Annotated in this window: 16 protein-coding genes; 10 read left to right on the forward strand and 6 right to left on the reverse strand. The window is 56.7% G+C overall.

The features are described 5' to 3' along the window. Positions 1-31: 31 nt before the first annotated feature. Complete coding sequence (locus tag V1283_RS03400) at positions 32-874, reverse strand: nitroreductase family protein (RefSeq protein WP_334385031.1); 843 nt, start codon at positions 872-874, stop codon at positions 32-34. Positions 875-989: 115 nt separating this feature from the next. Between V1283_RS03400 and acdA the strand changes: the two genes are divergently transcribed. Then, on the forward strand, positions 990-2,201 hold the full coding sequence (gene acdA, locus V1283_RS03405; RefSeq protein WP_334385032.1) for a 3-sulfinopropanoyl-CoA desulfinase: 1,212 nt from the start codon (positions 990-992) through the stop codon (positions 2,199-2,201). 1,827 nt (positions 2,202-4,028) lie between these two features. Here the strand turns inward: acdA and V1283_RS03410 are convergent. Both V1283_RS03410 and V1283_RS03415 read right to left on the reverse strand, forming a co-directional pair. After that, a complete protein-coding gene (locus V1283_RS03410) occupies positions 4,029-4,346 on the reverse strand; it encodes a hypothetical protein (protein WP_334385033.1) in 318 nt (105 codons plus the stop codon). Positions 4,347-4,642: 296 nt separating this feature from the next. After that, positions 4,643-5,029 (reverse strand): hypothetical protein, encoded by a 387-nt coding sequence (locus tag V1283_RS03415; protein ID WP_334385034.1) that lies wholly within the window; start codon positions 5,027-5,029, stop codon positions 4,643-4,645. Between the two features lie 118 nt (positions 5,030-5,147). Here V1283_RS03415 and V1283_RS03420 point away from each other — a divergent pair, with 118 nt between their 5' ends. After that, positions 5,148-5,351 carry a hypothetical protein gene (locus V1283_RS03420; RefSeq protein WP_334385035.1) on the forward strand — a complete coding sequence of 68 codons (204 nt, stop codon included), beginning with the start codon at positions 5,148-5,150 and terminating at the stop codon, positions 5,349-5,351. Positions 5,352-5,454: 103 nt separating this feature from the next. On the opposite strand, the gene V1283_RS03425 is transcribed toward V1283_RS03420, so the two are convergent. Together V1283_RS03425 and V1283_RS03430 are read right to left on the reverse strand one after the other, a co-directional pair. Next, positions 5,455-6,225, reverse strand: coding sequence for a sterol desaturase family protein (locus tag V1283_RS03425; RefSeq protein ID WP_334385036.1), 771 nt, complete (start codon positions 6,223-6,225; stop codon positions 5,455-5,457). Positions 6,226-6,573: 348 nt separating this feature from the next. After that, positions 6,574-8,025: an oligosaccharide flippase family protein gene (locus V1283_RS03430; protein ID WP_334385037.1), complete on the reverse strand. Its 1,452-nt coding sequence runs from the start codon at positions 8,023-8,025 to the stop codon at positions 6,574-6,576. Between the two features lie 334 nt (positions 8,026-8,359). Here V1283_RS03430 and V1283_RS03435 point away from each other — a divergent pair, with 334 nt between their 5' ends. The 7 genes from V1283_RS03435 (at position 8,360) to V1283_RS03465 (ending at position 21,405) form a co-directional block, all read left to right on the forward strand. Beyond that, on the forward strand, positions 8,360-14,779 hold the full coding sequence (locus V1283_RS03435; protein WP_334385038.1) for an amino acid adenylation domain-containing protein: 6,420 nt from the start codon (positions 8,360-8,362) through the stop codon (positions 14,777-14,779). Between the two features lie 12 nt (positions 14,780-14,791). Then, positions 14,792-15,556, forward strand: a complete 765-nt coding sequence (locus tag V1283_RS03440; RefSeq protein WP_334385039.1) for a serine aminopeptidase domain-containing protein — start codon at positions 14,792-14,794, stop codon at positions 15,554-15,556. Then, a complete protein-coding gene (locus V1283_RS03445) occupies positions 15,544-16,479 on the forward strand; it encodes an alpha/beta fold hydrolase (protein ID WP_334385040.1) in 936 nt (311 codons plus the stop codon). Before V1283_RS03440 ends, V1283_RS03445 begins: the two co-directional genes overlap by 13 nt. Before the next feature lie 632 nt (positions 16,480-17,111). After that, a complete protein-coding gene (locus tag V1283_RS03450) occupies positions 17,112-17,939 on the forward strand; it encodes a glycosyltransferase family 2 protein (RefSeq protein WP_334385041.1) in 828 nt (275 codons plus the stop codon). Further along, entirely contained in the window at positions 17,936-19,057 is a 1,122-nt protein-coding gene (locus V1283_RS03455) for a GNAT family N-acetyltransferase (protein ID WP_334385042.1), read from the forward strand. Before V1283_RS03450 ends, V1283_RS03455 begins: the two co-directional genes overlap by 4 nt. A 181-nt stretch (positions 19,058-19,238) precedes the next feature. Then, positions 19,239-20,045, forward strand: coding sequence for a methyltransferase, TIGR04325 family (locus tag V1283_RS03460; RefSeq protein WP_334385043.1), 807 nt, complete (start codon positions 19,239-19,241; stop codon positions 20,043-20,045). Positions 20,046-20,187: 142 nt separating this feature from the next. Further along, complete coding sequence (locus V1283_RS03465; RefSeq protein ID WP_334385044.1) at positions 20,188-21,405, forward strand: lipopolysaccharide biosynthesis protein; 1,218 nt, start codon at positions 20,188-20,190, stop codon at positions 21,403-21,405. A gap of 242 nt (positions 21,406-21,647) precedes the next feature. On the opposite strand, the gene V1283_RS03470 is transcribed toward V1283_RS03465, so the two are convergent. Continuing rightward, a complete protein-coding gene (locus tag V1283_RS03470) occupies positions 21,648-23,888 on the reverse strand; it encodes a polysaccharide biosynthesis tyrosine autokinase (protein ID WP_334385045.1) in 2,241 nt (746 codons plus the stop codon). Between the two features lie 438 nt (positions 23,889-24,326). Between V1283_RS03470 and V1283_RS03475 the strand changes: the two genes are divergently transcribed. Then, a complete protein-coding gene (locus V1283_RS03475; RefSeq protein ID WP_334385046.1) occupies positions 24,327-25,640 on the forward strand; it encodes a hypothetical protein in 1,314 nt (437 codons plus the stop codon). Positions 25,641-25,786 lie beyond the last annotated feature (146 nt).

Genomic DNA, 25,786 nt, shown 5'->3' on the forward strand with positions numbered 1-25,786 from the left:
CCGGTTGGCAGCGCGGGATCGTTCGAACCGATCAGTCCAGCCTGAAGCCGATGCGCCTCGCATAGGCGCCAAAATCCGCGCGCTCGGGGCGGGCATATTGCCGTGCCTTATCTTCCGACCAGCCATAGGTATCGGCCAATCCGAACTCCCTGACATAGCGCTGAGCCGCGTAAGGCTGGGCCGCCTCGCGGCGCCGATCATAGGCCTCGATGGCATCATCGAGGCCGTCTTCGAGAAATGCGTTGTGATGCACGGTCACGGACAGCGGAAGCCGCATGCTGAGTTTCGGCGCCTCTGCAGGATATCCCACGGCGAGGCCGGCTACCGGGAAAACATGGTCGGGAAGTTTCAGGAGCCGTGACAGCGCGTCGGAGTGATTGCGGACCGCGCTAACCGGACAGACGCCAAGGCCTTCGGCTTCGGCCGCGATCACGAACGCGGACAAGGCAATCGCCGCATCGACCGCGGCGTTGAAGAAGGCATCGAGGTGATCGTTGGCGAAATGCCTGTCGCGCAATGCGTGGATTCGGCGCTGTCGTCGATTGTTGCCGCAGAAGATGAGAAGGTTCGGAACGCCTGCAAGCCATTTCTGGCCTAACGGGCCGTCGGCGAGGAGCGCTCCGATCTGGGATTTCAGGGACGGCGAGTCGATGATGATGATGTCGCGCTGCTGGAGATCGCTTTTGGTCGGAGCGCATAGCGCCAGCGCACATAGCCGCCGCAAGGTCCGATCCGGAATGATATCGGACCGGAATTTTCGTACCGAGCCGCGAGCCGCCAACTGACGGAGAAGGGGTGGGGCGTCGCCGCCGAATTCCACATCCGCAGCGTCGGGACCGAAGCGATCGACAAGCGGGGTTTTCGAATTGGACATCTCGAAGGTCTCCAGACTTGAACGTCGGGATCATAAATTATTTGGTTGCGTTTTGGAGCACTTCGGAGCCGAATGATCGAAAAGATCGCGCCGTTTTCGGCGGAGGATGATTGCAATGGATATGAAACTAACGCCCGAGCAAACCAAGCTCCGCAGCGCTGCGCGTGAATTGGCCGAAACCGAATTCGCGCCGAAGGCGGCGGAGATCGATCGAACCGAAGCCTACCCTTTCGACAACGTGGCTGCTCTGAAGGCCGCGGGCTTCATGGGCTATACAATTCCGACATCCTACGGCGGTCGGGGAGGAAGTTATTTCGAGGCCGCCCTGATCATCGAGGAAATGGCGCGGGTATGCGGGGCGACGGGACGCATTACGGTTGAAGCCAACATGGGCGCCATCTCCGCGGTCATGCAGTATGGCACCGAGAAGCAGAAGCGGATGGGAGCTGATCTCGTTCTTTCGGGCGACAAGCCGGCGATCTGCATCACCGAGCCGGAAGCCGGATCGGCCGCGACCGAGATGACGACGCGTGCGGACAAGCACGGCAACACGTATGTCATCCGAGGCAAGAAGCACTGGATCACGGGCGGCGGGGTTTCCAAACTCCACCTGATCTTCGCCCGGGTATTCGATGAGCGAGGTGAGGAGCAGGGGATCGGCGGATTCCTCGCACTCAAGGGGACGCCCGGCCTGACCGTCGGCAAACGCGAACCCGCAATGGGGCTCCGCGGCATCCCTGAAACAGAGATCATCTTCGAAAACCTGGAAGTTCAGGACGATATGCTGGTGCTGCCGCCGCGCGGGCTTCGGCGCGGCTTTGCGGACCTTATCGACGCATACAACAGCCAGCGGGTCGGGGCCGGTACAGTCGCGCTCGGGCTCGCGCAGGGTGCGTTTGAGAAGGCCATGGCCTTCGTGAAAGAACGCAAGCAGTTCGGTCGCCCTATCGCCGAATTCCAGGGCCTGCAGTGGATGCTGGCCGACATGGCGGTCGCGCTCAATGCGGCGAGGCTGTCGCTTCATCAGGCAGCGCTTAGCGCGGATCCTTTTCCGGATCCTCTTCTCGCGGCGCAGGCGAAGATCATCGCTTCCGAGACGGCCAATACGGTCACGAACCAGGCGCTCCAACTGTTCGGCGCCAGGGGCTACTCGCGGGACTATCCGCTCGAACGGATGGTTCGGGATGCCCGCATGTTCACAATTGCCGGCGGCACGGCACAGGTGCTGAGGACGCTGGTGGCATCCAGGATTCTCGACACAAAAATCCCGCAGACCCGCAACGGATATTTGGAAGCGGTTCAGGCTCCGTCCCTCGCGGCGAAGTAAGCTCTTGCGGCGGTTCACACCGCCGATCAAGGTTGGCGTTTATCGAGCGGTTGTTACGTCGAGGGTATGCGAAGCATGCACCACTGAATCAAAAGTCCCCGCCAACGGCGAGGATTTTTGTCAATCGTCTGTGACCGCCATCAGGCGGCCTCTCTGCAGCCGATTTGTTTATCGCCGCATCGCCTTTTGCGGCGGCTCTACCATTTTCTCGCGCTCGACGACAGGCGGGCTAAGGACGCGTGCCACGAGTTCGGCTTGCGCTACCTTCTCTCGCAGAGAAATCACTTCCGACATTTTTTGGAAGAGCTGGTCCCGCGGGAGGCTACGCTGGTTTCTTGGCTGCTTCATACGCATTCAACTTCATACGCATTCAACGGCTCCGCAAAAGGCCTGCAAAGTGCAGACTCGCCGTGCGGCACATTTTGGGCGCAAACGAGGCATTTCCTTGCTTTCAGCCCAGCGTTACGAAGTTCGCGATAGCCGGGGTCGCCACTAAGGCGACCTTATCATATGTCGGTGGCTATCACTCGCTCATGTGAGCGGTTGCTTTGGGCTGTCACGGCAACAGTTCGAGAGTGCAGCGCGTTTCTGACGCTGGCGGGTTTTTCGATAACTGTGATGATGCAGTGCACAACCTTAAATCGGCCCCAATCTTCTTCGCCAATCGTTGACTGGTGGGCAGCGTTCCTGAGTCTCAGAAATCAAAAGAGGACAGACGCGATGGCGAACGCACTACAAATAAACTTTGCTCTCTGGGGGATGATTGGCTGCGCAGCATTCAAGTCTGTGCAGTTCGTCCAATATCTGAACTGATCAAGCAAGTACCAGTTTCGCAACCTCAGCTGCGGCCCAGCTGAACGCGGAGAGCCAGCCGAGCATCGCGACGGCGGCTGCGGTCAGATAGCAGGCTACCAAAACGCGCTGTTTCCATGTGCCTCTGCTCACGGCTGCTGCTTTAATGGACCTGATTTCGGGGCGGCTGTGCATGATGCTACTCCCTTGATGCGTCGGGCCATCTCTAGCCTGCGACTAATGGGTGCGATACGCGTCCAGCGCGTGAGCGGCGAAGATCACAACGCTAATGAGCGTGAGAATACCTGCTGTTGCCTCCATCATTGCTCGACCTCCCGCTGACCCATTGCGGCGAGGTAACTGCTACGTGACTGGTTCCAAATCAATTCGAAGAAAAACTGCATTTTGGCCATCCCCTGCTTGTTGGAGATGAGGATACCCAGCCCTTTGTTTCAGGGTGGTTTCGTCGGCTCCGGAAAACGGTTTCGTCCCACGGACCGGCTGCTCGAAGGCGACGCCTTCGGGATCGTTCTCAAACAACGGCGCCAGCCGGCGGGGGGATAGGCTGGGGCGGACATCCCATGTACCGGTGCCGCGTCATCCCGCGGTGGCCGCCACCAGCGGTTCCAGCTTTAACCTCCAGCCGCGGCATCAATACTAACGGGCGAATTTCGTTGCTCTGGACCTCTGAGCCAATAACCTGCAGTCGCCGGACGCGGGGCATATCCCACCGCTCCATGCTCGGCGACTTCAATACCTGCATTGATGTCCGATCAGGCGAACAGCGAAACGTGCTCTTTCAGGACTGGCATCGCATGACGACCGTGAACAATCACCCGGAGACGTGGAGCTCAAAGCCTGCAGGGGCGGAATTTTGGCACCTCTGGACCGTGATCATTCCGAGGCGATCAATTGCCGGCCGCCTGGTGCGCGGGCGCGTGTGGCGCCGACATGACGGGCGTCGCTGGCGGTATAAAGAGTTTGTAGACAACCAGCAGGGTCGGGATGGCACCGGGTCCTAATAACGATCGGCGATTAGTTGGCCGGACGCGCATCGAGAAAGGCGCTCTGCTTTTCTTCAAGGGCCAACTCGGGGTCCGCGCCTGCGATGTCACCGATGTGACGAATCGTGGCGCAGGAATTCGAACGCACGATTTGTCCGTGCTGCCGACCAGCTTCGACCTGACCTTCGATAATTTTCGCGCCGTCCGAAAATGCCGCCTGATTTGGCGTGAAGGCGATTTCCTCGGCTTGGCTTTCGAGAGCTAGCGGCACACTGGACGCCTTGCTCGACCGATTGCGACCGCTATGCATGGCCCCGAAACCTTGCGGTGCAGTCATGACAATCGACACACCCTATGTTCCCGCGCGGTGCGGAGCCCCAGGATTAGCCAATCTACCCTCGGATTGATTTCCCCGAGGAGTTCTTTCAAGCGCTGGGACGGGCCCGCAAGGCCGCCAGGGGCGAAATAGAACGCCTTATCGGCTGGCTCGATTCCATGATTGACCAGGGGGAGGGGGTTGGATGGCTGGGCGACCCGGCAGAAGACGGCGGTGACTACGAGCCACGGGTTGGAAGCACCGAAGCCATGAAGCAAACGGCGTGGGGGCGGCCTTGAAGTGCGGCACGAGCGAGACAGCCCGCCGGCTCACGCCGGAGAAAGTCCGGTGTTGGTTTCTCCGGTTCGGGATCTTGGCGTGGGTATTGCTATGCACCGTCTATAGGCCGCCAAGTTTTCAAGGTGTGCCAAACTCGACCATTTGGACGTCACAATATGAAACACCAGCGCCATCTTGGGAGTGTCAACGCCGTGCGGGAGGCAACCCAAGTAACCATCTTGATTGCCGATCTCTCCCGGATCGTTGATCTCCTTAACGCAGATATTGCCGCCAGAGAACAGGAAGCCGGAGTCAGCGATCCTGCCCGCCCGGGATACCCCGCCCTTGCCAGAGAACTGAGAGCACGTCGGGACAATCTGCTGGAAACTATCGACGCGCTCCGGCGGCGGTCGGTTCAGCCAATCGAATTTGGTCATCGCATGTAGCCGCGCCAGAGGCGAAATGAGGAATTTGCCGTCGGCATTGACAGCCGGTCACAGGGGCGACACGCTACGTTTTTAGACTTCCTCAACGTTATATTATTTTAGGTATAAAATGATCATTCGGGAACATTTGGTTCGGTTACGAACCCATCGCAATAACGTTCAACGCTACCGCGGGCTGCTGGAAACCAGTCTTGCGGATTTTGAGCGCCGGTTCATCGAAAAGCGGCTTTCGGAAGAGCAGCTGGCGATCGAGAACTTGGCTGCCAGGATTGCAGCACCGCTGAATACTCAACCGCACCCGCACGGGGCCTGATCGAGCCAGCCTGATCTCGCCAGCCCGTCATAGCGGCTTCAGATGCTTCTCTGCATCGCAATTTCCAGCGGTTTTCCGATGGCATCTTCGCCGCGTTTTGTCTTCACAGGCCGATGACAAGACGGACCGCAGGAACAGATTCGCCAATACCAAAAACCAGATTCCTGCCGACCTTCTCGGGGTCAATGTAGGTGCCGAATAGGTGGTCCCAGATGGGGAAAAGTACAGCGAGATTATTGTTGTAGTGCTCTGGATTATCGCTGTGATGAATATGGTGATACCGTGGAGTTACGATTATCCACTCCAGCCATCGATTGCCCCACCAGGTGTTGAGATGCATGAAGTCATTTTCGAAGGTATTTTTCAGTAAGATGGCCCAGAAAATCCACCACGGAGAAAATTCGAGAAGCGCTCCGGCTGCGATATAGGGCAAGTTGGCCAACGTCATTTGGACGACGGAACCGCGCACGCCGGCCAGCCAGTACATGTAAGTTGGAGAGTGATGCCACTTGTGCGCCCGCCACAAATGGCGTGTGTGCAGCAGCCTATGCACCCAATAATGGCCTAGATCAGCCAACACGAGATAGAGCGCGATACGGATCGTCAGCGGCCACTCCAGCACCCAGTGCGGCAGCGTTGGCGGATGCATAATCCAACGGTCAATGAATTCTGCGGTCGGCACCACGCCAAAAGCGAAAACTAGCATGGCGAGGATGTCTTTTGGCAGAACCTTCCGGTACGGCACAAAGTGCGCCGGGTCCCGTTTCTCCAGCGCTGTCAGCAAGACCAGTCGGAACCCAAACAGGATCAGACTGACCAATACGACCTTCTTTGGAATGAAAGAAAGGGTTGCACTTTGCAGAAATTCGAACATCGGCGCCTCGAAAATTATCCAGCGGCATCAAAAAATTATCTAGCAAACATCAAAACCCTTCCTGGGCAGCGGGAAAGGAAAGGCTATCGTATCATGCCGCAGGGAGAACGAAAGCAATAGCGTGGCATTGGTTTTTGCTTTCGAGGTCCAGACCAGGCCCGTGCAGTCCCGGCGAGCCATTATCCAGTTCGGCGCCGGCCGAGGCGATGGACTATCTCGTCCCACGAACCATGGGCCGAACTGGCCGCGTAACCCTAACGGCTTTGCCGATCGAACGTGATTCACCCTGCGCCCGGCATAACATTGTCCGCGAGTTTAATCGCAGCCGAATGAGGGTCGAGGAGCAGGTCATGCCACACCAAGCGTCCTCCGCAACACCTTGACCGCGCGAACCAGCTCATGACGAAGCGGATGACGGATGAGCCATAGGCCGCAGCCCCACCCGACTGCCGAAAGAAACAGAGCGATCAACGCGCCTTTAATCGACAAATTGCCCGGCCCGCCCGCAACCAAAATCACGGCGATTGGGCCGAGGCCACTCAGGAATGAGAGGCCAGCACTCTTGCGGAGCGCCTTGATGAATTCGAACCAGCGGAACCCAAGGTGTCGGCGAACCAGTAGAACGGCCGCAAATGCGTTTAGCGGCACGGTTACAACCAGGCTCGATGCGACGGCGACCAGTCCGTATTGCGCCGCAAAGCCGACTGCCAAAGTGTTCAGTAGGGCCTGCGACGCAACCAGGCGAGGCAGGAACTTGACCGCGCCGACTGCCACGAGAACAGGGTACTGCAGGGCCCAGGGAAATGAGAAAGCCGCGGCAAGGCACAAGATCCGTACGAGCGGCGCCACATCAAGCCATTGTCGTCCAAGTAATCCGCTGACCAGAGGAGTAGCGAGCGCGCCCAACAGGATTAGGCACGGCCACTGCACGGCAGTGATGAATTCTATAGCGATCAGATAAACGCGTTTTGTGTCCGAGTTTTCACGCACGCTCCGGGCAAATGCGGGCAGAGCAACCGCGCCTATGCCAGCGAGTATTACGCGTTCAGGAAAAAGAGATAGCAGAACGGCACGCTGCGCGATCCCGACACTGGCAGGATCCAACACTTTTCCGAGAACCAGATAAGGCGCGTACTCACCTAAAGCGGCGATCAACGCCGTCGCGCTGTCGAAAGTGCCGAAGCCGATTACGCCGCGCCATTCGCTCAACGACAAGCGATAGATTGAATGGTCCGAGCGAAAGGCAAAGCAGAGGCAGCTTCCTACAATGGCAGATGCCACGCTTGCCCATGCAAGTGACATGTAGCCGAAATCCAGTGCCGCGAGCCCAATGCTTGTCAGTGCGCCAGCAAACGACATCGATACGGTTACCAGTGCGTGAGAGCCAAAGGCCATCTCACGACTCATCAATGCGAAGATCGGGAAAATGAACGGCCCCAGGACATATCCGAGGGCGACGACCTGTATATAATGCTCTACTTCCGGGAGGCCGTAAAAACGTGCGAGGGTACCCGCGCCGAGGTAGAGTAGAAGCGCGATTATGATCGAGACAAGCAGGCTGGTTGTGATGCTTGTCCGTATTTTTTCAAGGCTCAGTTCGTTTTGCTGAATAAGATAGGCGCCCCCGCCAAGCTCACGTAAGGCTTCTGCAATCGCGTAGACCGAACTGCCCAGAACCGCGACGCCAAAAGCGGCCGGCGCAATCAGCCGCGCGATCGCGATAGTCACGAAGAGATTGATTACCATCACCACGTAGCGTCCGGCCGTGGCCCATACGAAGGCCCTCCTCACGCCGACCATTTAAAGCTCCCGAATAGCAAGTGCGTCCGGACGGGAACAACTAGCGTTGAGGGAAAGTTAACGCTTGTCCCCCTGTTGTCCGCGACCTACCGATGGTTAACAGAATCGCTCTTGCGGTGGCGGCAAATCGACACATCTGGGAGCTCTCGAAAGGCTATATACACAAGGTGTTCTCTGCACTGGCGAGCGCCCGGTTCCGTGCCAGAGTGCTCGAATCTATTAATAGGCGCATTAATGCGTTTTATTGATTTGAAGATTATGGTATCGCGGAATCAGGCCGCAACTGCAAGCTTTAGCGGCTAGAAATAGCAACGGAACGGGCAGGAAGTCGATCTTGCATTACAATTCCGAGCTTCGGCTTTTGAGCCAGGGCCAAATCAGCATTTGGCTCGCTCAGATGCTTGATCCGCATGACCCGGCGTTTAATATCGGCGAATGCATTGAAATTTGCGGGCCGATTGACGAAAAGTTTTTTGAGCAGGCTTTGCGACGAGCAGTGAAGGAAGCGGACGCCCTGCATCTCCGCGTGCTCGAAACCGACGACGGACCTCGACAGTATTACGGCGATGACGACGACTGGGTCATGCCGTTCCTTGATCTGAGTGCGGATGCCGATCCTCGCGCAGCGGCCGCGGCGTGGATGCGCGTGGATATGACCCGCGCATTTAATCTGGCTGAAGGACCTCTGTTTCGTTTCGCGCTTCTTCGGGTCAGCGCCGATTGCTACTTCTGGTATGCTGTCAACCATCACATCGTGAACGACGGTTTTGGGTGGCTGATAGTGCTTCGTCGGGTCGCCGAGCTCTACAGTGACCTGGCAGGCGGTCGTCTGGCAGATTCTGAAAGTGTCCCCTCGCACGAATATCTTCTCGAGGCGGAACGAAACTATCGTCAATCCGAACATTTTTTTCGGGACCGAGACTACTGGTCGAACATTCTCAAGGACCGTCCGGAAGCCGTAACGCTATCAACGCGGGCCGTCGCTCCGAGTCCGAGTGTTGTTCAAATTTCGGGCTGGATTCCCCGCGCGATCGATTTGGAGTCATTCGGGCGTACCTACGGCTCAAGCGGCGCTGCCGTAATAATAGCGGGAGCAGCGCTGTACCTATGCCGGATGACGGGAGCCCGGGATCTCGTGTTGGGGATGCAAGTCGCCGCCAGAATTGGAGATCGTCCACGGCGCGCAGCCGGATTGGCAGCCAATATTGTTCCGCTACGATTGTCGATCGATCCGAACGAAAGCTTCGATAGTCTGTTGCGCCGGACAGCGCGCAAGTTGCGCGACGCTTTCCGTCATCAACTTTATCGGACGGAAGACCTGCGGCGCGATTTCGGGTTGGCTCCAAATGATCCCGATATCTACTGTGCATTCGCAAACTACATACCGCTGGACGAGGGCATCAGGTTCTCCGAATTTGCTATTCGACGCTCGCCCTTGGGCAACTGGCGCGTAGAGGACATTCAATTTGTTTACTATGGGGGTAGCGCGTCTTGCGGCCATCGCATCGACATTGTCGCAAATGCCGCCAAATACACCCCGAATGAACTGGAGGAGCATCAACAGCGGTTTTCCGCCCTGCTGAGCCAATGCGTCGCAAGACCGGATACGATTTGCAGCCGTGCCGATATTATATCCACGGCAGAGCGAACGAAAATATTGGTGGAGTTCAATGCCGTCGGAAAAGACTATCCGACGGACAAATTAATTCATCAACTGTTCGAGGAACAGGTCAAAGCGAATCCGGAAGCGATTGCCGTCCATTTCGACAAGGCGACGCTGACATATGCAGATTTGAACGTCCGTGCCAACAAGCTGGCTCGTTGCCTGAGGGCCAACGGCGTGGGGCCCGAGACGCTGGTTGCTGTTTGTCTTGAGATATCGGTCAATATGGTTGTGGCCCTGCTCGGCATCATGAAGGCGGGAGGAGCCTGCGTTCCAATCGATCTGGCGCTTCCGAAAGGTCGGGTTGCGTCGATACTGGGCGACGTTGACCCCTTGGTCATACTGACCGAGGATCGGGTGCGAGCGCGGCTTCCCGACACGCAGAGCAAGCTTATCGTGCTCGATCTCGAGGAAGACGCTATTGCGCGTTTTGCCGGGACGAATCTCGACGCCGAAGCGCCAGGGCTAACACCTCGTTGCCTGGCCTATGTCGATTATACGTCGAGTTTCACGGGCGTCCCAAAAGGCGCGATGCATGAGCACCGCGGCATTGTGAGTCGACTGCAATGGATGCAGGATGAATACCGCTTAACGAGTGACGACTGCGTCCTGCAAAAAACTCCCTTGGGATTTGATGGGTCCGTGCGGGAGGTCCTTTGGCCCTTGATGGCAGGCGCGAGATTGGCCGTTGCTCGACCGCGGGAGCAACTCGACCCAGCCTACCTAAAGCGGCTAATTCTCGAAATCGGCGTCACCACGATCCACTTTTTTCCATCCATGCTTCCGGCATTCCTCGATTTCGAGGGTATCGAGGAATGCAAATCCTTGCGTCGAATTTTCTGTAGCGGCGAAGAGCTGTCGCCCGCGCTGGCGAGTCGATGCCTTGCGCGACTGCCAGGGACGCGGCTCTACAATCTATGTGGACCGACGGAAGTGGCGATCGACGTCACCCACTGGACCTGCCTTCCCGACGATTCGGCCGGGCGGGCGCCGATCGGACGACCAGTCGCCAACACCCAAATCTATATCCTCGATCCACTCATGCAGCCGGTGCCCGTCGGCGCCGTTGGCGAAATCCATATCGGGGGTGTCGGCCTCGCGCGTGGGTACCTGCGGCAACCGGAACTCACCGCGCAAAGGTTCATTCCCTCGCCGTTCAACCAGGATGATCCGGACGCGAAACTCCACAAGACCGGGGATCTCGGCCGATGGCGCTCTGACGGCGCAGTAGAATATCTCGGTCGCAATGACCTTCAGGTCAAGATCCGGGGCGCTTGCATTGAATTGAATGAGATCGAGCTGAAGCTAACTCGCATTCCGGGGATACGAGAAGCGGCAGTAGTTGTATGCGAGGATCCTGAGTCCCGGCCGCAACTGGTAGCCTACTTTACTGAAGACGCCCCAAAGCTTGCTCCATCCGGCAACCAGGCCCCGGCAGATATCGAGGTCATTCGACGGGAATTGTCGCTCACCCTGTTCGATCAGATGGTCCCGGCGGTGTTCGTGCCCATCGCTGCCATGCCGCTCACGGCGGACGGGAAACCAGATCGACGGGCTCTGGTCGCCATGGGTCGGCCCGGAGGCGCGGGTGCCGCTGGGGTCGATACATCGCCGCAAGGCGCCACCGAACAGGCCTTGCACGCGATATGGCGCGAAGTCTTGAGAGCGGATCATTTCGGCAGATTTGATGACTTCTTTGATCTTGGCGGGCATTCGCTGCTTGCGACGCAGGTCGCCTCACGGATATCCCGTACTTTTGGCCTCGAGCTTCCGTTGCATGTGATCTTCGACGCGCGAACTCTGGAGAGCCTGGGCCGGCGGGTGGACGACGCTCTCAGCAAGAATCCGCCAATCGCCATTGCCCCGCTCATTGAAGACCGAATCTTGCAGAATCCGCGCCGGCGCGCCGACAGTGCTCCTGGCGGGAATAAACGAACCGCGATTGCGCCGCTGACCGAGCCTGTTCCCGATGAACGTGAACCGGCACTTTCCTACTCGCAACAGCGAATGTGGCTTATCCAGTCGCTCGATCCGAACAACACTGCCTACAACCTGAGCGGCGCGATACGTCTCCTTGGCCCGCTCGATGTACGCGCATTCTCCGAAGCCCTCAACGAGTTGCGTCGACGACATGAAAACCTGCGCAGCACGTTCTCCGAAGTGGATGGCGAGGTGAAGCAGCAGGTTAATGCTTGGCGATCTCAGGAACTGGTCGTTACCGATCTGCGATCATTTGGTGACGGCGCATCGAAGGAGGCGCAGCAGAGAGCCAAAGCCGATGCGCGGACGCCGATTGACCTGGGACGCGGGCCGGTTCTGCGTGTATCGCTTCTCCGAATCGCGGCCGAGGAGCATCTTCTCCAGATAACCCTGCATCACATTTCAGGCGATCAATGGTCGGTAGGAATCTTCGGCCGCGAGTTGGCTGCTGCCTACAATGCGCTGCGTGCCGGACAACCCGTCAGCCTGGAACCAATCAGGATCCACTACCGGGACTATGCGTTATGGCAGCGCCGATATCTCAATGACAGCCGGACAGAGAACCAGCTGTCGTACTGGACCGAGAAGCTCAGGGAATTGCCATCGCTGGAGTTTCCAACGGATTTTCCCCGGCCACGGGTGCGGGGATTGAATGGCGCCAGCCACCTGACATCGATCACGCCGTCCCTGCTGTCCAGGCTCGACCAATTGAGCCGCCGCGAGGGATGCACCCTTTTCATGACGATGCTGGCGGCTTTCGCTCTGCAACTGTATCGTTTGACGGGACAGGATGACTTTGCGATCGGCGCGCCGATCGCAAATCGTACCCAGAGCGATGTCGAGAACATGGTCGGCACCTTTGTGAACACGCTGGCACTGCGAATCGATTTGTCGGGAAAACCCGGCTTTCTCGATTTTCTGAAGCGCGTCCGTGCCACTGCCCTGGACGCGTACGCGAACCAGGATGTTCCATTCGACAAGCTGGTTCAGGATATCAAGCAGGCGCGCGACAACAGCCGAGCGCCGCTTGCACAGGTCATGTTCAACATGTTGAACGCGCCATTTTATGGCGTCTCGTTCGATGATCTGAAATGGGAGCCGGTGGTTATTGACAGGGGCGGCGCGCAGTTCGAATTGAGTGTGTCGGTGGACGCTCAGCTGTCCAATACGGTAACCTTCGAGTACAATACGGACCTGTTCGAGCGAGCAACCATTGAGCGCTTTGCGGCTCAATACCTTCAAATCCTGGAAAGCATAGCCGACGATCCAACGCTCACTATCGCAGCGGTGCCGATGTTACCGCTAGACGAGCGTCGATTGCTATTGAACGACTGGAATGCTACCCGGACGGACGACATCGACCGGCCGTTGTTCGTAAGCATGTTCGAACAACAGGCGGCTCGGCATCCGGAAGCGCCAGCCATATCGTTTGAGGATCAGACGATCAGCTATGCCGCCCTCAATGCTTCTGCCAACACAGTTGCGCGAAATCTTCGTGAAATGGGCGTACGACCCAACACCGGCGTTGCGATTTGCGTGAAGCGATCGATTGATCTCGTCGCGATGCTGCTCGGGATCCAGAAGGCCGGCGCCTACTACGTCCCCCTTGACCCGTCTTTTCCGGCCAAGCGGCTTTCGTATATGCTGGAAGACAGCAGCGTCTGCGCGCTGGTGACCGATGCGGATTCCAAGGACCTGTTGACGCCGCCGACCGGTCTTCATGTATTCGATTCCGCGGCTCTGGTGGCGGCCTCAAACGCGTCGAGCCAGGGCAATATCGATGGAGGAGCCTCTCCGTCGGACATTGCGTACATCATCTACACATCGGGATCGACCGGTCAGCCGAAGGGGGTCGCGGTCCAGCATCGCTCGCTTTCGAATTTCCTGCTGTCGATGTCGCGAAGTCCCGGGCTGAGTAGCCAGGACGTGCTGGCCGCGGTGACGACCATCTCGTTCGATATTGCGGGCCTGGAGCTCTATTTGCCGTTAAGCGTCGGTGCGCGCATCGAGCTGGTGTCCAAGGAAACAGCCTCTAACGCGGCTGCGCTCTCGCGTCTGCTCGACGGAAGTGGAGCGACAGTCCTTCAGGCGACTCCGGCGACCTGGCGGATGCTTATAGAGGGCGGCTGGAAGGGGAACACCAATCTCCGCGCCTTGTGCGGTGGTGAAGCGCTTTCTCGCGACCTCTCCGATGCAGTGCTCGCCCGCGTTGCTGAACTCTGGAACTTGTATGGGCCGACGGAGACCACGATCTGGTCGGCTGCCGCGCGAATTGAGCCGGGCAAGGCCCCAATCTCGATCGGGCGGCCAATTGAAAATACGCGTATCTACGTTACCGATCATGAAGGCGAGTTGTCGCCGATCGGGATTCCCGGCGAAATCGTGATTGCAGGCGATGGCGTAGCGAGCGGCTATCACGGCCGGCCAGAGGCGACGGCGGATCGGTTCTTACGCGACCGCTTTGCGCCAAACGGGGGCGGGCGCCTTTATAGGACTGGCGACCTCGGGAAATGGGGCGCCAACGGTCTACTTTATCATCTTGGCCGGATTGACAGCCAAGTGAAGGTTCGCGGCTTTCGTATCGAAGTCGGAGAGATCGAGGCGATCCTGCGACAACACCCCTCTGTGGCCCAGGCTGTCGTTGTGGCGCGCGAGTTAAGTCCGGAGGATAGTCGCCTGGTCGCCTACGTCGTGTATACGGGCGAGGAGGCAACTGTCAGTGAACTCCGAAATCATCTTCGGCTTTACCTTCCCGATTACATGGTTCCTGCCCTCATCGTTGCCATCGACGAAGTCCCCTTGACGCCGAACGGAAAGATCAACGCAAAGGCGCTGCCGGATCCTTTCGCAAATCGAACCCAACTGACCGGAGAATATGTTGCGCCTGCCCCCGGCATAGAGGAACTGATCGCGGATATCTGGCGAGATCTGCTTAAGGTGAGAAACGTCAGCGCAGATGATAATTTTTTCGAATTGGGCGGTCATTCCCTGCTGGCGGTGAAAGTGGCGGCGATGGTCAGGAAGCGGACAGGACGGCGCCTGGATCCGAGAACGCTATATTTTCAAAATCTTCGACAGATTGCGGAAGTCGTGATCCAAGAACGGGTATAAGAAACTGACACGATGGTGCCTTTTTTTTTCGGATCAAGACAGCGACGTCTTTTCGGCATCTACGAGCCTGCGGCCGGGCGCGGTGGGGGGGCGCGTGCGGCTTTGCTCTGCAATTCCTGGGGGAAGGAGTATTTCAACGGGCATAGGGCGATGCGCCTGCTCGCCAAACGGCTATGCGCAACCGGATTCGATACATTGAGGTTTGATTATTTCGGCGCAGGCGACTCCGGAGGTGAAGCGAGCGAGGCCGATCTCGATGGCTGGAGACACGACATCGTGTCAGCAGCGCGTGAACTCAAGCACATGAGCGCTGCGCCGCGCGTAGTTCTTGTCGGTCTGCGCCTGGGCGCCACGCTGGTAGCGGAGACGGCACCTCGTCTGCACGAGGATATTGACGGAGTTATTCTTTGGGATCCGATTGTACGTGGCTTGGACTACGTGGAAGAACTGGCAGAACAAGGCGGGCAAAAGGCCAGACTGTCCGAGTTCAAATCCGACATGGCAGACGATATGGAACTGGAAGGACTTTCTGTTTCACCGGCTTTCGTCTCCGGATTGAAAGCTATTGACCTCTGCTCCGAGAAGTTGGGGCTGCAAGCGCGCCGACTGACCATTTTCACCTGTAAGCCCCCTTCAGATTGCCAACTTCTGAACTCCGAAGGGCGCACCAGCGAAGTCCTGGTCTTGAAAACGGCGTCGCCATGGAAAGATGCTACTGAACGGACCGAAACCCTTCCCATCGAGGTGTACGAACGGATTGTCGAGTGGCTGCGATAAAAGATGATTTCACGGAGCGCGTAGTCCAGTTCGGTCCAGGCAAGTGCCTGGTCGGAATCACGGCTCAGCCCGCCGAAACGTCGGACGGGGATAAACCGGCGGTCGTCATCCTGAATACCGGGACGATTCACCGTGTCGGCCATCACCGCATGTATGTGTCAATGTCGCGGAAACTGGCACGAGCCGGCCACACCGTCCTGCGCTTTGATTTCTCCGGCCTTGGAGACAGCGCCCCCCATTCATCGGGACAGCCGTTGCTCCGATCCAACCTTTCAGACATTCGTTCGGCGCTGGACTGGCTGGAGACGACGCTGAAGGTTTCGAGGGTCATTTTGATCGGTCTATGCTCCGGCGCAGATCATGCCATTCTGTACGGACATTCGGATCCACGCGTAGCCGGTCTTGTTTTGATCGATCCGTACATTCCGACGACCGCCCGCTACTTCATCGATTACATCTCTCGGCGCATGGACCTCAAGAGCTGGAGACAGTTCAATTTCCGCAAGAGCAAACTCATGCGGCTTTTGTTGGAGCGCTTGTCGCGCGGTCTCTACAGAGAAACCGGACCGCAGCACCTGACTTTTCAAGGGCTCGATGCACGAGCATCTCTCGAGCAGGTCTATCACGCCACTGCGCAGGCGCGGGTGCAGCTTCTGGTGATTTGCACTGGCCTGCATCATGCGCCTCGACAAACCTACCGCGAACAATTCATCAATGCGTTCGACGCGGTTTCTTTCGATGACACCTTACGGCTTGAATTTTTCGAAGATGCCGATCACACGTTCAGTTCCGCAAGATGCAGAGATGAGCTGAATGATCTCGTCGTGGGATGGGGCCATGCCACGAAGTTCAATCGTGCCACCTCGGCGAGTTCATCGCCCAATCCCACGGTCAGCGATACCATTAACGCCTGGATTGCCTGAGCCGCACCCCGCCACGTCCCCTGAAGCCAACCAATGGTAGCATCCGATCATGACGGGTCGGCGAGATGGCTCAATTCTGCTGCCAGGTTTGCCCGGAAGGAGCGGCAGATCAGGTGGCACGACATGAGGCGCGGCATCGAGGAATGGAGGATCGAGGGCAACTCGGGCAGAAGGCATGGTAGGCCCACCGATGTTCGGGAATGCAGCAAGACGATCACCTGGCTTACGTCACGGGTTCGAGGACCGTCTGACTGGGGAGGTCTTGCGCTTCTAGCGATGTCTATCGTAACTGGTCATCTTGGCCGCGTTAGCTTGTTAAATTTCTATCATTGTTTTGGAGTGGGATATGTCCCGATTACGCCGGATAGCCGGGCGTTAGGCATGGCGAAAAATTTTGCTTCGTTTCTAATTTGGTCTTGAGAACGACCGGTCACGTTAGAACAGTTGGTTCGGAGAGGCGGCGGATTCGCCAGAACCGCCACGCAGAGAATGGAATTTCAGAGCCGATTTTCCATCATCGCGCGTCAGGCTTCGATTCCGCGATAAGGTATCCAGGTAGGGTAGGTTAAGGAAGTTTAATCCAGTGGAGGGGCCTCGCAGTGCGAAAAGCTAAGTCTGGTTTGGGGATTTAAATGCAAACTCCCGTCGACTTCTCGGTCGTGATGCCTACCTTCCGCCGGCCAGCGGAACTGCGCATCGCGATTTCGAGCGTGCTTGCCCAGGCCGGGGTGGAGGTCGAAGTCATCGTGGCAGACGACAGTCCCGAACGCTCGGCTGAAGCGGTCGTCAGCAGTTTTCAAGACCCGCGCGTTACGTATATGGCAGGTCAGCCCTCCGGAGGCTTTCCGAGCAAGGTTCGTAACCTTGCCTGGCCCCATGCAAGGGGCAATTTCGTCCACTTTCTAGACGACGACGACATCGTACCACAGGGCCACTATGCGGCCGTCAAGGCGGTGTTTATCAAACAGCCGGATATTGGGGTGGTGTTCTGCCGTATCGCGCCATTCGGCAATTGCTCAAAGGAGCAGTTGCAGCACGAAACCGAATACTTTGCCAAGGCCGCTCGGCTTGCCTCCTTTTGCCAGCGGCTTGGCTCAAGAAAGGCGTTTGTGGCGTGTCTGATGTTTCGGTGGGCTATCATGGTCTGCGGCGCAGGAATGCTTCGCCGTGACTGCTTGGTGCACCTCGGAGGCTTCGATCCGGAACTTCGTCTCCGGGAGGATGTCGATTTTTATTCGCGCGCGATGCGTCGCTTTGGCGTTTATTTTCTCGATCAAGTCGGACTACAATATCGCATTGGTAGTCCCTCTCTTATGCACGCGCCTGTTCTTACTGAACTGGACCTTCGGCAACTCCAGGAAGCGCAATCTCGCACCAACGCAAGATATAAGCGAGAGTGGGGTGCTTTTGAATTTTATGCCCTCAAATTATTTGCTCGAACCCTCCTGAAAATCGTATGACATTGATCGTTGAAAGATTGTCGCACGCCGACGCGTTCGAAAAGTTGGTGCCCGAATGGGAAGCGCTCGACGCCCGGCTTACCCCGCGTACGCCCTTCACCTCGCCAACCTGGAATCAGATTTGGTGGAAATATTTGGCTCGCCGGGAGGGCCTGCGGAACGACGAATTTTTCGTTCATGCGGTGCGCGATAGCGGCCGGCTCGTTGCTGTCGCGCCATTAATGAGGACGCATCAACCTGCGTTCGGTCCACTGCGGTTGTGCAAGCTGCAGTTCTTTGGGACCGATCCCAGTCTTACCGAGATTCGTGGCGTGATTTGCGAGGTTGAGCGCCAAGGCGAGGTGGTCGCTGCTCTGATCGACTATTTCGCGGCCAGCAACGGTGATTGGGAGCTATTCAAATGGAGCGGGATTCGTCTCGATGGAGGAGGGCATAAGAAACTTGCGAGCCTGGGTTATACCAGAACAGAACGCATATTGCCCGACTACGTTAAGTCGCTTCCGGGCAGTTGGGAGGAACTCCACGCGAAGCTTTCCAACAACACAAGGAAAAGCCTGCGGAAGGGTTACGAATTCATCGATCGGGATGGGCATAAGATTTCGCTTCGGGTGACGGACCGCGATACCGAGCTGGGCGATGCGATCGAACGGTTTTTTATACTTCATGCCGCGCGATCGCGGGCTTCCGAGATGACGTCGCACCGTGACAACTTTACGGAAGAAAAACATCGCGATTTCCTCCGCGAAGTAGCCCGCAGCTTGGCAGCGCGGGGCGTGCTCCGCGTCTTTCAACTGGAGATTGACGGCGAAATAGCCGCGACCCGCATTGCGTTCGCGCTGGGCGGAGAGTTATACCTTTATTTCTCGGGTTATGATCCCAAATGGCGGAAGTATGGTGTAATGACCACGCTTATGGTCGAAACGATTAAATGGGCAATCGAACATGGATTTGCTTTCATAAATCTATCGACCGGAAAGGATCTTTCGAAATTGCGGTGGAAGCCGACTGAGATCTCTTTTCAGGACATTGTGCAGTCGTCGCCTTCGATCCGAGGAAGGCTTGCCCTCCGCGCCGATCTTTGGATACGTCGGCGCCGCCGCGATGCGATCCCTGAGTGATTATGCAGCTTGATCAGCTAACGTCGTTCTGTCCGAGCCCGCCTGCGCAATCCCCGGCAGATTGCAAACGTTACCATTCCTGTAACGGTGCGGGCATCCAAATCAGCCAACAAATCGAAGGTGGCTATGCGCGACCCTCCGCCAATGTGGAGCGCGCAATTTCAACGGTTGAAAATCGATTGTGAACACGAATCCTCGCGACGAATGGCGGCCCGGTCTTTTTGGCCGACTGATCTTGCTGACACGGACAACTTTGTGGCGGCTACGCCTGTTCTTCAATTTGCGCCATCTGCGATTCCGCGGTGCATTCGCTACCTATGAAGAAGCTGCTGCCGCCGTTCGCCGGGGCGTTGCGGTCGGTTACGACAACGACGCTATTCTCCTCCGCGATTTCGATCTCATGTGTCAGGTTAAGCCTGAGGACTACGCGATTTTATACTGGTTGAGACGTTTGGCGCCACAGACGCAGGTCCTTTTGGACGCGGGCGGCCATATGGGAACAAAATATCGCGCATTCGGCAATTATTTGGACTTGGACAGCGGGATCGAATGGGTGGTTTATGACCTTCCCAGCATGGTTCGAGCCGGGCGCAAGATGGCGGAAGACGAAGGCCTGAGCAGGCTCCGCTTTGTCGACGACCTCTCGGAAGCGCCTGACGCGGACGTCTTGCTCGCTTCCGGATTGCTGCAATACCTCGACATTCCGTTTGACGATTTGCTGCGGCGGCTTCCGGCCTTGCCGCGACACTTGTTGCTGAACAAGGTCCAGACGCGAGAGGGGCCTTCGGTGGTAACGTTGGAGAATTTCACTTACGCTGAGGTGCCCTATCAAATGCGTAATCGAGCTGAGTTCCTCGCCATGCTGGATGCACTGGGCTACGACATCGTGGACCAATGGACGATCCCTTCGCTCTCTCAGGTCATTCGGACCGACCTGTATTTGGGATCATCAACCAGCCGCGGATACTACGCAAAGCTGCGCACGTAGCAGAGGTTGGTCCGCTGCGCGCAGGAGCGCGGATAAGTAGTGAGATCAGCGCGCTGGGAAGTGATCGAAAATGCTAAATGTTATAAATTTCCTGCGGTCGAAGTTGCCTATGTTGCGGCGATTCGCTGGGTCGGCCGGTAGCTTGGCGATTGGAATCGTAGCCCAGGCGATAGCCTTTATCCTGCTTGCCCGCTATCTTGGGACCGTGCAATTCGGTCATCTGGTGACCGTCACGGCGGTGACAGCGCTTGCCAACTCGTGGTGCGGATTTGGTCCCGGCGAGCTGCTGCGGCGAGTCGTCAGCCGCGATCGATCAATGTACCCGCAAGCGATCGGCCACACCGTTCTGATGATTCTCATAACCGGTATTGTGCTGTCGGTACTGGTAGTGGCAGGCATGATGCTGTTTGTGCCGGACGGGAGCGATCCTCTCGAATATCTCCTGATCTTGTCGCTTCTTGTGCCGACCAACGTGATTTTTCCCTCCTATATCAACATGGTCGAGAACGTTTTTTTGGCGCGTGGAGATTTCAAGCGAGCCAACATTGTCAATGGTGGTTCTGGCTTGGTGCGTGCGCTGGCCGCGGTCGTGGCGTGTGGCTTTTTCGGGTTAAGCTCGTTACTCAGCTGGGCGTTGGTTTGGGCAGCGGTCCACGTTGTCATGTGTTTATTGTGTGTCGCCGCAATTTGGCGTTTCGGCAGGCCCCGCTGGCGCATCCTTCAAAATGAAATTTGGCTGGGCGGGAATCTTGCTCTGTCGAGCTTTTTCATCGGGCTTCGTCATAATGTGGACGTCTTGGTGCTAAGTGCGGTGACGTCGCCCGAATTTGTTGGCATATATGGGGCCGGTCGGCGCGTGATAGGCGCGGCGCTGGTGGTACCAGGGTCTTTTGATCGCGTGATATACGGCAATCTTGCAGTTGCCGGGAAAGATGGTGCCGCAGCCAGTCTGAAGCTGGCCAGAAGGTACCTCATCTACTCAGTTGCGATCAGTGGAGCAACAAGCGTAGCTCTCTTTCTGGTGGCCCCGTTTGCGCCGCTGATCTTCGGCGGCGCCTTCGGCGCAGCCAGCGATGTCATCAGGATTCTTGCCTGGACGGTAATAACGACCGCTATCCAGTTTCTTGCCTTCGACGCGCTCAATGCGTCAGAACATCATAAGGTATCGACCATCGTAGGTAGTATTGCAAATGCCGCCGGGGCAGCCATGGTTGTTGTCTTCGGTAGTGTTTATGGCACTTTCGGCATATTCGTCGCCTTGTATTTATCCGATATCACCCGCGGCGGAGCACTTTGGTTCGCCCTGCATTGGCTGGCCCGCCGGCAACACGGCGAGACGGCTCAGGGAACCGAAGCTTAGGCTGATTATCGTCCGCTATTTCCAAGCACCACTATGCAAACAGAGAACTCTTCGCCGGCGAGCAAGGTCGGAGTATAAGCGCTGTTCAGAGGGTTCTCGCAGCCGCAGCGTGGCTCCAAGCCATACGCCCAGGCGGCGGTCAAATCAGCTTCTTGATGGATGATTTTTTGGCCGGCGAGGTGCGTTGCATCGCCGGCTGATTCTTATCGTATGTATCGATCGCTCAGTTGAGGCACGCGCCATCACGCCTGCGTATAGCCGTACTGGGCATAGTGCTCATTGTTATAATAACCGCGATTCTCAATATCGTATTTGTCGATCTGATTCATATCGACCTTGTTGAGTATCACGCCCAGCACGTTTTCGGAAACCCCCGGCGCTCTGCTGAGCGCGTGTTCGACGACGTCAATTTTCGTGTTGCCCCATTCGACGACAAATAAATATGAATCGATCAGGTGCGTTGTGGCCCGCGTATCTACAACAGGTGCAAGGGGAGGCAAGTCCACTACGACGTAGTTATACTCACTGCGCAATTTTTCCAGAAATACTCTTGTCACCTGCGAAGCCATGATCTCATTGCTCTGAACAAACATGGTTTTAATGACCGTCGGCAGGAATGTCAGGTTTTTCGTTTCGTCGGTCCAGACCGCGTCCGCAAGTCGCATTTTTCCTGAAATGACATCAAGGAAACCGTCGCCCGCATTCGGCGCGAGCATTCGGGTGATCGTAGGATTGCGTAGATCAAAATCGAGCAGCATGACTTTGGCACCGGCCCGCGCCATGGTCAGCGCAAGCGACGCCGCGATTGTGGATTTTCCTTCTTTGGGAAGCGAAGACGTCAATCCGATTACCTGAGCGCCTTTGACGTTGCTATTGAGATCGATTGCAAGCTTTACCGACCGCATCGCTTCGGCATGGCTCGAGAGAGGTGAATCGGTACCAGCCCAGGCCGGACCTTCGGTCCGTACTATCTGTCTTGTGCCATCCGGAGAACGACTCGTATCGGAATTCACCACCTCGTCGCCTTTCCAGAGGGGGACGACTGTGATGCAATTCATCTGCAGACGCTTTTCGACTTGTCCGACGGTACGAAATACGCGGTCGGTAAGCTCACGCAGCACCGAAAATCCAAATCCCAGCGATATTCCGCCGCCAAATATCGCAGCCAGAACTTTGAGCTTCGACTTGTATTCCTTATCCAGGGGTCGACTAGCCCGTGAAATGACTCTCGCTTCCGTCACGGGAAAGGACTTTTGCTCGACCGACTCCATGTACCGCTTGTTCAGGTTGTCATACAGATCCTTCAGGGCCGCCGCCGAGCCCTCAAGCTCGCGCAACGTTACCTGCGCGCGATTCGACGTCTCTGACTGCGAGATGGATTGAGCCACCTGGGTTTCAAGATTTTTTTCCTTCCGCAGCGCGAGCTCGTAGTCGCTCTTGGAGGATTCTCCGAGCCGGCGAAGTTCGTCGAGCATGGCCGAGCGAACCTGCGCGATCTGGTTGCGCAAGTTGACCACGGCTTGATTGTTCTGGCCGAACTTCGCAGACCAGTCGCTCTCTCTGCTGAGGAGCTCCAGCAGTTGTGACCGCTGCTTTCCAATCGTTTCGTTGATCAGGACGTCGGTAACCATCACGTTGGCGTTTCCGGAAGCTGTAGCGGATTGGACGATAGCGCTTACGCGATCGAGCCGGGCCTTCGCTTCGGAGGTCTGCCCACGCGCCGTCCCCAACTGGCTATTGATCTCGCTGAGCTGCTGATCGCTCATGAGCCGCCCGCCAGTATCGACGATATTGTTCTTCGCCTTGAATTCGACCACTGCGCGTTGCGCGGCCAGTGTCTGCTCGCGGATTTCCTTCACACGGCCTTCCAGCCAGCCGCTGGCTTGTCGGGTGGTCTGGTATTTTGCGTCCAATTGATCGGCAATGTAGGCATCGGCAAAAGCATTGGCGAATTGGGCCGCGCGTTCTCCATCTGAGGCCTCGTAGCTGATTTCAATGATCCATGCGGCGCCGAGGCGTTTGATTGTGAGATGCTTCTGAAGGACAGCGACCATTTGCCGCGTGTATTCGAACGTGCTTGGTGGCGTGGATGATCCAAATAGACCGCCGCTTTGTGCCGGAGGTTGATCGACGAGGTTGAGCCTCTTGATGACGTCCAGAGCGATCTTCTCCGATCGCAGGATCTCAAGCTGACTTTCCACAGCGGCGGATGACTCGATCGACAGCTCGCCAGCGGGCTGGAAAAGCTGAAATTTAGCGGTGTCGATACTCACCGATGCCGTGGCTTTGTACATCGGCGCGGCAACCAGGAAATACGTAGCTGCAGTGCTAATCGTGACCACGAGGGCGATTACGAGCACCCAAAATTGGCGACGAAGAAATCCGAGGGCGATGTCGAGATATTGCGCCGGCGAGATGGCGGGCGGGCCGCTGAACTCCCGTTCAATCGACGCAAGCTTATGATTCTGGTTTACGTGAAGCATCAAACTCGGCCCTGTTCAATGAAACGCCCGCTTTTTATAAACTACCACGCCTGTTTATTTCTTCCAAACAGGAACCGTGCGATCACCGTGGTTTTGCGGATAAGCGGTATTAACCTAAACATTTGATAAGCTTTCAGAATTCAACGGGTGCATTAATTAAATAATTGGCAGCGCCCAATAAATGGCGGACGAATGCCAAAATAGCAATGCGACAAGTTAACGGCACGCTAAACTGGTTCCATCGGTTCCCGATCAACAGAATCGCACGATCCTGTTGTAAGTTCCGCCGTTGAATCTCCGGCGCAGTCGACGCAATTTAGTAGCGTTTGGAAGATAAAAGGTTTTGACATGATTTTGTGAATTGTGCCGTCCGGCCAAGAAAACCGGAGGGCATCGCGGCCGAGGACCTCCTGTCACCTACGTATTCAGGGCTGTTGAATGAGCATCGCACCTCCATCGCAAGCGGCGTCGAGAATTGTCACCGCCAGGCTGCCTGGCGTCGCCGGGGTTTCGTCGTCGCCGGCTTTTCCGGTGCGCCTGCTGTTTGCGTTTTTCATAATTTTTTGCTTTCCGGCATTCACGATTCAGCTTGCCATGGACAGCACGGGAAGGTGGGTGGGTTCGCCGGTCCTGCAAATGATAACCATCAGTACCGAGCTATTTGTTTTTGCCTTCATTCTATTGTCCCGCAACATCAGGAGCCTTGTTCTGCAATGCTGGCCCGTCTTGGCTCTGGTCGCCGTTGCGTTTATCTCGGCCGCGTGGTCTCGCCACGCCTCCGCGACCATCCAAGCGAGCAACACCCACATGACAGCAGCCTTGCTGGGTTTGACCATCGTGGGCGCATTTCCGGGTTTTCAATCCGTAAAATTCATCATTAGGGTAATGGCGCTAGGGTGCCTGCTGAGCGCTCTGTGGGTTTTGTTGTTTCCCGAGGTGGCTGTTCACCAACTTTCGGACCCATATCAGACCGTGCATGCGGGCTTGTGGCGGGGAATATTTAGTCACAAGCAGGGGCTTGGCTATTTTGCCGGGCTTACAACCGGTCTCTTGCTGTTCTATCGAACATCGATCGCTCCGGCGCCGATCTGGTTTTTTTTCCTGGCTTGTAGCGTTACGTGTTTGGTAGGCACGCAGTCCGCCACTGGAATAGTCACCTCGGTGATCACGCCGACCTTCCTGTATGCCGCCTATTTCATAGCCCGACTTCGGGTTCCGTTACGCAAGCCTATGTTTATCAAGTTTGCGATAGCCGTCGTTGCAGTTGGTCTTGGCTTCAGGTCAGGAATTCTTGATTATGTGATCGTCCAGATCCTGGGAAAATCAACGGATCTTACGGGGCGCGCAGACTTCTGGCCGATCATTTTGCAGAATTTCCATAGTTCCGGATCGAGCTTCCTCGGCGGCGGCTTCGGCGCAAATATTGCGGCAGATATGTCTGAGTGGAGCGTGGATAACGGCTACCTCGATAAATTTCTTGAATTCGGCTACCTGTCTTCGCCGATCGTATTTGTCGCTTATGCTGCGATTCTTTGGGGCAGCATCCGATTGGTCCTTAATACACCTACCGAACTTGCGCGGGCAAATATCTTTCCGTTCGCCATTTGGTCAGTCATACTTATCGTCAATATCAGCGAAAGTAATTTCATGACGAAATGCCTCAGCACCGTGCTTACTTCGATGGCGGTAGGCCTTATTTTTCAGCAGAAGCAATCAATCCGATTTGTCCATCGGGAGCAAAGAAGCCGATAGATTGGCTTCCTTTCTTAAGGCCAGCGCATCTCGCGTGTTGATACGAGCCGAAAATGACGGACGGGCAGCCAAGGACCGATGCAATACGTCCACTGGCTCCCTACTAGCGCTGCAAATTCCGTCTGAGTGCCTCGCTCCTCAGTATT

This window comes from Bradyrhizobium sp. AZCC 2262 (assembly GCF_036924535.1).
GTDB lineage: Bacteria > Pseudomonadota > Alphaproteobacteria > Rhizobiales > Xanthobacteraceae > Bradyrhizobium.

Excerpts from the sequence above, each read along its gene's own strand:
- V1283_RS03400 (WP_334385031.1), bottom strand. The coding sequence starts at position 874 with ATGTCCAATTCGAAAACCCCGCTTGTCGATCGCTTCGGTCCCGACGCT.
- acdA (WP_334385032.1), top strand. The coding sequence starts at position 990 with ATGGATATGAAACTAACGCCCGAGCAAACCAAGCTCCGCAGCGCTGCG.
- V1283_RS03415 (WP_334385034.1), bottom strand. The coding sequence starts at position 5,029 with ATGACCAAATTCGATTGGCTGAACCGACCGCCGCCGGAGCGCGTCGAT.
- V1283_RS03420 (WP_334385035.1), top strand. The coding sequence starts at position 5,148 with ATGATCATTCGGGAACATTTGGTTCGGTTACGAACCCATCGCAATAAC.
- V1283_RS03425 (WP_334385036.1), bottom strand. The coding sequence starts at position 6,225 with ATGTTCGAATTTCTGCAAAGTGCAACCCTTTCTTTCATTCCAAAGAAG.
- V1283_RS03430 (WP_334385037.1), bottom strand. The coding sequence starts at position 8,025 with ATGGTCGGCGTGAGGAGGGCCTTCGTATGGGCCACGGCCGGACGCTAC.
- V1283_RS03440 (WP_334385039.1), top strand. The coding sequence starts at position 14,792 with ATGGTGCCTTTTTTTTTCGGATCAAGACAGCGACGTCTTTTCGGCATC.
- V1283_RS03450 (WP_334385041.1), top strand. The coding sequence starts at position 17,112 with ATGCAAACTCCCGTCGACTTCTCGGTCGTGATGCCTACCTTCCGCCGG.
- V1283_RS03455 (WP_334385042.1), top strand. The coding sequence starts at position 17,936 with ATGACATTGATCGTTGAAAGATTGTCGCACGCCGACGCGTTCGAAAAG.
- V1283_RS03470 (WP_334385045.1), bottom strand. The coding sequence starts at position 23,888 with ATGCTTCACGTAAACCAGAATCATAAGCTTGCGTCGATTGAACGGGAG.
- V1283_RS03475 (WP_334385046.1), top strand. The coding sequence starts at position 24,327 with ATGAGCATCGCACCTCCATCGCAAGCGGCGTCGAGAATTGTCACCGCC.